Genomic DNA, 8,827 nt, shown 5'->3' on the forward strand with positions numbered 1-8,827 from the left:
CGCCCGTTCGTCCAATAGCTTCAGGTCGGCGTCTACTTCGCCGGGACCGCCTCGGCACTCGGCGTGCGGGCCGACGGCGGCAGGGCCGCGTCACCCTCCGGGCGCTTCGGATCGGGATGCTTCGGCGGCGGCCCGAGGAAGGCCGGGACCACGAAGAACGCCGCCACCAGGGTGAAGAACAGCGACAGGGCGAGCAGCTTGCCCATGCTGGCGGTGCCCGGATGGCTCGAGAGCACCAGCGAGCCGAAGGCCGTGCCCGTCGTCAGCGCCGAGAAGAAGATCGCCCGGGTCAAGCTGGAGGCCAGCATGTCGGTGACGCCGGCCCGCCAGGCGATGACGTAGTAGATGTGGAAGGCCACACCGACCGCGAGCATCAGCGGCATCGCGATGATGTTGGCGAAGTTCAGCGGCATGCCGACGATGTGCAGGGCCATCAGCGTCCAGAGGGTCGCCAGCACCAGCGGGCCGAGGGTCATCGCCACGTCCCACGGCTTGCGCAGGGCCACGGACAGGATGATGAAGATCAGCACCAGCGCCGTGATCGCCGCCTGCAGGAACGCGCCGAGGATGGTGTAGCTCGACGAGGTCGTGGCGACGGGGGCGCCCGTCGCATGGGGCGCGACGCTCTGCACCTCCTTGGCGAAGTTGCGCAGCACCCGGTTGTCGTTGGCATCGCCGCTGGGATGGACCTCGATCCGCGAGCGGCCGTCGGCGGCGACCCACTCGGCCTTCAGCTTCGGCGGCAGGTTGTCGAGGGTCACCTTCTCGGGGTTCAGCAGCCCGGAGAGGCGGGTGAGCAGCGTCTTCAGGTCCGTGGTCAGCGCCACGCTGGCGGCCTCTCGGGTGGCGACCGGGGCGGCCGCGAGCTTGTCGAGGTCGGTGGCGAGATCGCCGGCGGCCTTCGCACCCGGTGCGCTGGAGCCGGACGCGATCCCACGCAGGGCCGTCACCGCCTCCTTGATCGCCTTGACGTTGTCGGCATCGGTCGGCGGCGGCGGCTTGCGGCCCGGATTCAGCACCGGTCCGAGGAGCTGTGCGGTCTCCGCGATGGTCGCGAGCTTCTGATCCTGATCCGGCGGCACGAAGGTGTTGATGTCGATGATCTTCGCCACCGACTTCAGCTTCGAGAGCTTGTCGGCCAGGGCCGGGACGGCCTCCACGGAGGGCGCCATCACGTCGATGATGTTCGGGCTCGTCGCCGGGTCCTTGATGAGGTCGAGATAGGTCGAGATCGATTCCACCTTCGGGCTGCGCAGGTGCATCGGATTGGAATCGAACGGCAGCTTGAACAGCAGCGGGATGCCCGCCAGCGTAATCAGGCCGACGCCGATCAGGATCGGCTTGCGGTTGCGGATGATCCACGGGTCGACGCCCGCCAGCCAGGTGGTCTCCACGGCCTCGCGCTCGCCCTTCGGCCGGAACACCGCGATCAGCGCTGGCAGCAGGGTGAGGGCGAACAGGTAGGCCACGATCATGCCGACGCCGGCGATGAGGCCGAGTTCGGAGACGCCGCGGAAGGCCGTGGGCAGGAAGGCGAAGAACCCCGCGATCAGCGAGATGGCCGCCAGGGTCAGGGACCAGCCGACGCCGTGCGCCGCCGCCCGCATGGCGGAGAGGAGGTCGGGCTGCTCGAAACGGTCGGCGCGGTAGCGCACGGCGAACTGGATGCCGAAATCGATGCCGAGACCGACGAAGAGGGCGGCGAACGCCACCGAGATCGGGTTCAGCTCGCCGACCATCAGGAGGCCGAGGCCGGCCGTGACGATGAGGCCCGCGAAGGTGGTGATCAGGACGGCGCCGATCAGCGGGGCGGACCGCAGGGCGAGCCACAGGAACAGGACGATCGCGCCGACGGTGACGCTGTAGTTGAGCAGCGCGTCCTCGGAGAGGGTGGCGAATTCGTCGTCGGCCACCGCCACCGGGCCGGTCAGTCGCATGCGCGGGGCACCGGCGAATGCCGGACCGCCGAGGGTGTTGATCTTCAGGTCGGAGGCGACCTTGCGCACCACCTCGGTGGCGTTCGCGCCCGGCTGGAGCGCGTTGTAGTCCAGCACCGGCTGGATCATTACGAACTTGCGCAGGTCGGTGCTCTGCGTCTGTCCGTTGGACAGGAGCATCTGCCAGGACATCCGCGCCGGCTCGCCGGCTAGCACCTTGCGCACCGTCGCGTCGATCTGGGTCATCGGCCGCTCGAGATCCTCGAGCTTGGCGTCGCCGCTCTTGATGCCGCGTGCGCCGAGCCCAAGGACGCGCATGATGCCCCGCAAGGACGGATCGGCCGCCAACGGGCCGAGCAGCCCCTGCTGCTGCACCAACTGCTCGGTGGTCTTGGTCAGTTCCTCCTGCGACATGAGCAGGAAGCCGTTCTTCTCGTAGAAGGCACCGCCGTCGGGGCGGTAGACCGACTCGATCATTTCCTTGTGGCTGGCGAGGGCAGCGGAGAACTCAGCGGCCGCTTCCTCCGCCTCTTCCGGCGTCTTGCCGTCGATGACGGCGACCAGGGTGCCGGTGCGCTGGGGGAACGCCTTCTCGTAATTGATCTCGTCCTGACGCCACGGCACATCCTTGTCGATCAGCCGCTCGACGTCGGTGTTGATCTTGAAGAGATGAGCCGCCACACCGGCACTCGCCACGGTGACGAGTGCGACCAGGGCTATGACCAACCAGCGACGCTGGACGGAAAACGCGACGAGACGTTCGATCACGAGTGTCCTACCTGCCTGAGCGATCCTGTTCCCGTCCGGTCGCGCCGCATGTCGGCGCCGAGGCCCGAAGCGGCCACGGAACGAGAATCGATCTGTCTTGTGACGCCGGTTATCACCTGTTGGTGGAAACCCCGAATCCGGAGCCGAGATCGATGTGCACGAAGCCGAAGGGTGACGGCACCGCGGGCCTTCGAACGAATCGCATCGCTCACAGGAATTTGCTTCACTGAGGCGCCCACCTAGCGGCCCGATGGCTGTAATGCAACGCGAACGGACAGGAGCGTCACCGGTTCGCTTTGGCGTGCGGTTTCGCACCGCACTTCTGCGCGACCAGAGCTTTGCTGCGTCCGGGTGCTGCGATCAGAACAGTCAAGCTGCGGCCCTGGCATGCAGTCATGGATTAGGAATAACCGCTTCCGGTGGGGTTATGTGCTACCGGGGCCGCTCGGCTGTCCGACGGTCTTCGGGGTCCGTCTGTGGCCGGATTGTTTCAGCGTCGGCGGAACTTGCGCGATGGGCGTCCAAACGGCGCCTTTCGGATCGGTTCCAGTCTAGCTCGCTGGAATTTGGCCTTTTTTCACGCTAAGCAGCCCGATACATCGGGGCCAACAACAAGGAGCCGCGTCTTGGGCATCCCTATCCGGTACGTCGCGAAGATTGGCGGCTACATCCTGAAGCAGCACCTCACCGGTCGCAAGCGCTACCCGCTCGTGATGATGATGGAGCCGCTGTTCCGCTGCAATCTCGCCTGCGCCGGCTGCGGCAAGATCGATTACCCGGACGAGATCCTGAACAAGCGGCTGCCGGTCGCCGATGCGCTGGAATCCGTGCGCGAGTGCGGCGCACCCGTGGTGGTGATCGCCGGCGGCGAGCCGCTGCTCCACAAGGATCTGCCCCAGATCGTCGAGGGCATCATCGCGCAGAAGAAGTTCGCCATCGTCTGCACGAACGCGCTGCTCCTCGAGAAGAAGATCAAGGAGTACAAGCCGAGCCCGTACTTCACCTGGTCGATCCATCTCGATGGCGACAAGGAGATGCACGACCAGTCGGTGTGCCAGCGCGGCGTCTACGACAAGGCCGTGGCGGCCATCGCCAAGGCCAAGGAGATGGGCTTCCGGGTCACCATCAACTGCACCTTCTTCAACAACTCCTCCGCCGACAAGATCGCCGACTTCTTCGACAGCGTGACGAAGATGGGCATCGACGGCATCACCGTCTCGCCGGGCTACGCCTACGAGCGGGCTCCCGACCAGAAGCACTTCCTGAACCGCAAAGCGACGAAAGAGCTGTTCCGCGGCGTGTTCCGGCACGGCAAGGAGAAGGGCCGCGAAAAGTGGACCTTCCAGCAGTCCGGCCTGTTCCTCGACTTCCTGGCCGGCAACCAGACCTATCACTGCACCCCCTGGGGCAACCCGACCCGCACCGTGTTCGGCTGGCAGAAGCCCTGCTACCTCCTCGGTGAAGGCTATGCCGCGACCTTCAAGGAGCTGATGGAGGAGACCGACTGGGACTCCTACGGCACCGGCAACTACGAGAAGTGCGCCGACTGCATGGTCCATTCGGGCTACGAGGCCTCCTCGGTGGTCGACTCCGTGAAGAAGCCCTGGAAGCCGCTGGTCCATGCCCTGCGCGGCATCAAGACCGAGGGCGAGATGGCGCCCGAGGTCAGCCTGGAGAACCAGCGCCCGGCCGAGTTCGTGTTCTCGCGCAACGTCGCCCAGAAGCTGTCCGAGATCAAAGCCTCGGGCGTCGACACCAAGCGGGAAGCCCGGAACCGCAGCGCCGCCTGAGCCGAGCCCGGCTCGGTTCGTCCCATCCTGGAAAACCCCGCTCTGCTTCGGCAGGGCGGGGTTTTTCTCGTTGATGGGGTTGCTGGAAGCGCCCGGCCGATGCCTCAGAAGGCCGAGATGGCGCGCTTGCGCGAGGGGACGCCGATGCCGCCGCTTCCGACGTCCTGAGTGGAGGGGGCCTCCGTCGTCGTATCGGCGGCCGGCGCGGCCGGCGCGGGCGGGGGCACCTTGCCGACCCGTTCGATGCGGACGCCGACGTAGTCGCCGCGACGCCAGGCGACCCGGACGAGGCACAGGAAATCGCGTCCGATGATCCGGAGCATGAAGACCGACGGGAGCACCTGGTTCGCGCCGACGCAGATCCGCGCTCCGGATTTGGAGACGTCCTTCACGCTGCAGGGGATCTCGGTGCCGTCCCGAAAACGGATCGTCGCAATCCAATTGGTCGGACTGCGCTCTTCACGACGCTGGATCGGCGTCGGGTCTTCGGGCTGCTCCATGATGGTCGTCACGGGCTCTGTCTCCGCGCCCCATGCGCGTGGCCGAGTCATAGCCACCCAATTCTTTACAGACGGATATCGTCTAATTCCCGGTGCATCTTCGAAATCCGTTCCCCATTCCTGCGAACGGTCACGTTCCTGAGAGCGATGTCCGTCCGCAGTCCGGCCTCCGAAATGCCTCTCCGGCGAAGCTTCGAACCGGAATGGGCGCGAACGCCTTGCCTTGCCGGCGCGAATCCTGATAAGGCAACCGCCTTTCCGCGATGCATCGACACATCGCCGAGGCCGCCGTCAGGTGCCTCGTTCCCGAGACCCTATGGACAGGCGGCGGGCTCGTCCCCGACCGACGTGAGACCGATGAAGATTCGCAACTCCCTCAAGTCCCTGCGTGGCCGTCACCGCGACAACCAGATCGTGCGTCGCAAGGGCCGCGTCTACGTCATCAACAAGACCCAGAAGCGCTTCAAGGCCCGCCAGGGCTGAGGCGGAGCGTGCGCCGCGCCGCCGGACGCGGCAAGCGCGCACGTTGACGTCGCGATGCGGGGCGAGGAAGCTCCGCTCATGTCGCGAGCCGTCCTCCCTCGATCCAACCTGCCGTCGTCCTGCCTGAAAGCCGCGCTCGTCGCGGCTTTCTGCGTTGGACTCGCCCCCGGCGCGATGGCCAAGCCCGCGTCCGAGCCGCAGCCGGCGAAGAAGACCCAGCCGCTCAGCCTCGACGATCTCTACGCACGCCTCAAGGCGGCCGGGGACGATGCCGAGGCGAAGGGGGTCGCGCGGCTCATCGAGCAGCGCCTCGGCCGGTCCGGCAGCGCCACCGCCGACCTGCTCACCGAGCGGGCGCGGCAGGCGATGTCCGGCCAGGACCTTCCCCTGGCGATCGAGCTGATGGACCGGGCGACGACCCTGGAGCCCGGCTGGTCCGAGGGCTGGAACCGGCGCGCGACGGTGTTCTGGATGCTGTCCGACCCCTCGGCGGCCATCGCCGACCTGCAGCGCACCCTGGTGCTGGAGCCCCGGCACTACGAGGCCTGGGCGGCCCTGGGGCGGATCTACCAGACCCTGGACGACAAGCGCCGCGCCCTGGAGGCCTTCCGGCGGGCGGCGGCGCTCTATCCGCGCATGGACCGGCTGCAACAGGCCATCGACCGGCTGGCGCCGGACGTCGACGGCCGCGACCTGTAGCCGATCATGCTCCTGCTCAAGCTGGTCGCCGGCCTCGTCGCCGGCGGGGTCGTCCTCGCGCTCGTCGCCGCCGGGGTGACGCTGCTGATCTCGGCGCGGATCGAGGCGCGCTTTCCGCCGGCCGGGCCCTTCGTGGCGGTGACGGGCGGGCGCATCGCCACGATCCAGGCCGGGCCGAATCCCTCGCCCCGCGGCACCGTCGTGCTGTTGCACGGGGCCTCGGCCAATGCCGCCGACCCGATGACCGATCTCGGCCGCCGGCTCGCGGCGCAAGGGTTTCGCGTGGTCGCCCTCGACCGGCCGGGTTTCGGCTGGAGCGACCGCCTGACCGGGAGCGCCATGGCGACGCCGAGGGCGCAGGCCGCCGCGATCGCCGAGGCCCTGCGGAATCTCGGCCTCGGGCCCGCGCTCGTCGTCGGTCATTCCTGGTCGGGGGCGCTGGCCGCCGCGCTCGCCCTCGATCATCCCGACCGGGTCGCCGGACTCGTGCTGCTCGCGCCGGCGGTGATGCCGCTGCCCGATCTCGGACCGATCCCCTGGTACTACCGGCTCGCCCTGGTGCCGCCGGTGACCTGGTTCCTGAGCCGCACGGTGGCGACGCCGGTCGGGCTCTACTACCTGGCGCCGGCCGGCCGATCGGTGTTCAAGCCCCAGGAGGCGCCGGCCGACTATCTCGAGGCGAGCCGGGCCGCCCTGGTCCTGCGCCCGGCGACCATGCTCGCGAACGTGCAGGACCTGATGGCGCTGCCCGAGGCCCTGAAGCACCAGAGCGCCGGGTACGGGCGCATCGCCGCGCCGACGATCATCGTGACCGGCGACCGCGACGCCATCGTCCCGGCCGACCGGCACGCCCGGCCCCTGGCGGCCCTGATTCCCGGGGCCCGGCTCGTGGTGCTGCCCGGCATCGGCCACATGGTCCACGCGGTGGCGACCGAGGCGGTCGTCCAGGAGGTGGAACGCCTCGCCGAATCGCTGCCCGTGCGCTGAGGCGCGCTCGGGCCGCGAGGCCCCGGCGCACCTCATCGCATCAGGCCTTGGCGGCGTGCTCGCGGGTGACGAAGGCGATGCGCACGAGGTTGGTCGCACCGGGCGTCCCGAAGGGCACGCCCGCCACCACGATGATGCGGCCGCCGATCTCGGCGAAGTTTTCGCGCACCGCGAACTTCGCCGCCCGGAAGGCCATGTCGTCGACGTCGCTGGCGTCCTTGGTGACGATCGGGTGGGTGCCCCAGCACAGGGCGAGGCGCCGAGCGGTCTCGCGCTTGGGCGTCAGCGCGATGATGGTCGCGTTGGGCCGCGAGCGGGCGAGGCGCAGGGCGGTGGAGCCCGAATGCGTCCAGGCCATGATCGCCGTCAGGTTCAGGGCATCGACCATCTGGTGCGCGGCGGCCGCGATGGCGTCGGAGGCGGTGGCGTCGGGCTCGGAGCGCTGGGCCGTGAGGATCGTCCAGTACAGGGCGTCGCGCTCGACCTGCTCGGCGATGCGGCTCATCATCGAGATCGCCTCCAGGGGGAAGCTGCCCGAGGCGCTCTCGGCCGAGAGCATCACTGCGTCGGCCCCCTCGTAGACCGCGGTGGCGACGTCCGAGACCTCGGCGCGGGTCGGCACCGGGGCGGTGATCATCGATTCGAGCATCTGGGTCGCGACCACGACGGGCTTGCCCATGCGGCGGGAGGCGCGGGTGATGCGCTTCTGCACGCCGGGCACCTGCTCCAGGGGCATCTCGACGCCGAGGTCGCCGCGGGCGACCATCAGGCCGTCGGAGATCTCGATGATCTCCTCCAGGCGGGTGAGCGCCTGCGGCTTCTCGATCTTGGCCATGACGAGGGCGCGGCCGGCCGCGACCTTCTTGACCTCGGCCACGTCCTCGGGGCGCTGCACGAAGGAGACGGCGATCCAGTCGGCGCCCGCCGCGAGGCCGGCCTCGAGGTCGCCGCGGTCCTTCTCGGTCATGGCGGCCACGGGAATCACGGTGTCGGGCAGGGAGACGCCCTTGCGGTTCGAGATGCGGCCGCCGACCTCGACGCGGGTCACGGCGCGGCCCTCGGAGACCTCGGTCACGGTCAGCCGCAGCTTGCCGTCGTCGATGATGACGACGTGGCCGGGCTCCAGGGCCGAGAGGATCTCCGGATGGGGCAGGTAGACCCGCGAGACGTCGCCGGGGGTCGGGTCGCTGTCGAGCACGAAGGTGGCGCCGTTCTGCAGGATGGCGGCGCCCTCGGCGAAGGCGGCCACGCGCAGCTTCGGCCCCTGGAGATCGACCAGGATCGCGATCGGGTGCTTCAGCTCGCGCTCGATCGTGCGGATGACCTCGATCTTCTCGGGCAGCTTCTCGCGCGGCAGGTGGCTCATGTTGAGGCGGAAGACGTCCGCGCCGGCGCGAAACAGCTTCTCGATCATCTCCGGCGTGTCGGAGGCCGGCCCCAGGGTCGCGATGATCTTCGTGCGGCGTGAACGTTTCAAGGCTGTCTCCATCCCCAGAGTGGGCTCCGCCGGCTTCGAGACGACCGGATTGAGAGCGAGGGCCACAAGCACCGAAGCGGCCGGGAGGTCAAGAACGCCGCGCCGGACCCGCCGGCGCCCGGGCCGCCGCGATGCGGCCAGCACATGGTCGAAGCGCCGGGGGCGGAAGACCAGGGGCCGCCGAGG

The 8,827-nt window shown here is 68.8% G+C and carries 7 protein-coding genes; 4 read left to right on the forward strand and 3 right to left on the reverse strand.

The annotated features are described in order from the left end of the window. Positions 1–32: 32 nt before the first annotated feature. Positions 33–2,705, reverse strand: coding sequence for an MMPL family transporter (locus tag AC3WLN_RS18260; protein WP_492483621.1), 2,673 nt, complete (start codon positions 2,703–2,705; stop codon positions 33–35). A gap of 626 nt (positions 2,706–3,331) precedes the next feature. Between AC3WLN_RS18260 and hpnH the strand changes: the two genes are divergently transcribed. After that, positions 3,332–4,495, forward strand: a complete 1,164-nt coding sequence (hpnH, locus tag AC3WLN_RS18265) for an adenosyl-hopene transferase HpnH (RefSeq protein ID WP_055951783.1) — start codon at positions 3,332–3,334, stop codon at positions 4,493–4,495. Between the two features lie 104 nt (positions 4,496–4,599). Here hpnH and AC3WLN_RS18270 read toward each other — a convergent pair whose 3' ends face one another. Further along, positions 4,600–5,007, reverse strand: a complete 408-nt coding sequence (locus tag AC3WLN_RS18270) for a PilZ domain-containing protein (protein ID WP_492483624.1) — start codon at positions 5,005–5,007, stop codon at positions 4,600–4,602. Positions 5,008–5,352: 345 nt separating this feature from the next. On the opposite strand from AC3WLN_RS18270, the gene ykgO reads away from it, so the two are divergent. From ykgO to AC3WLN_RS18285, 3 genes are all read left to right on the forward strand, one after another. Continuing rightward, positions 5,353–5,478, forward strand: a complete 126-nt coding sequence (gene ykgO / locus AC3WLN_RS18275; RefSeq protein WP_056222898.1) for a type B 50S ribosomal protein L36 — start codon at positions 5,353–5,355, stop codon at positions 5,476–5,478. 174 nt (positions 5,479–5,652) lie between these two features. Next, positions 5,653–6,177: a tetratricopeptide repeat protein gene (locus AC3WLN_RS18280; protein ID WP_492483628.1), complete on the forward strand. Its 525-nt coding sequence runs from the start codon at positions 5,653–5,655 to the stop codon at positions 6,175–6,177. Between the two features lie 6 nt (positions 6,178–6,183). Beyond that, complete coding sequence (locus AC3WLN_RS18285) at positions 6,184–7,164, forward strand: alpha/beta fold hydrolase (RefSeq protein WP_492483626.1); 981 nt, start codon at positions 6,184–6,186, stop codon at positions 7,162–7,164. A gap of 40 nt (positions 7,165–7,204) precedes the next feature. Here AC3WLN_RS18285 and pyk read toward each other — a convergent pair whose 3' ends face one another. Then, a complete protein-coding gene (pyk, locus tag AC3WLN_RS18290) occupies positions 7,205–8,641 on the reverse strand; it encodes a pyruvate kinase (protein ID WP_463775460.1) in 1,437 nt (478 codons plus the stop codon). Positions 8,642–8,827 lie beyond the last annotated feature (186 nt).

The organism is Methylobacterium sp. FW306-05-D (assembly GCF_058782155.1).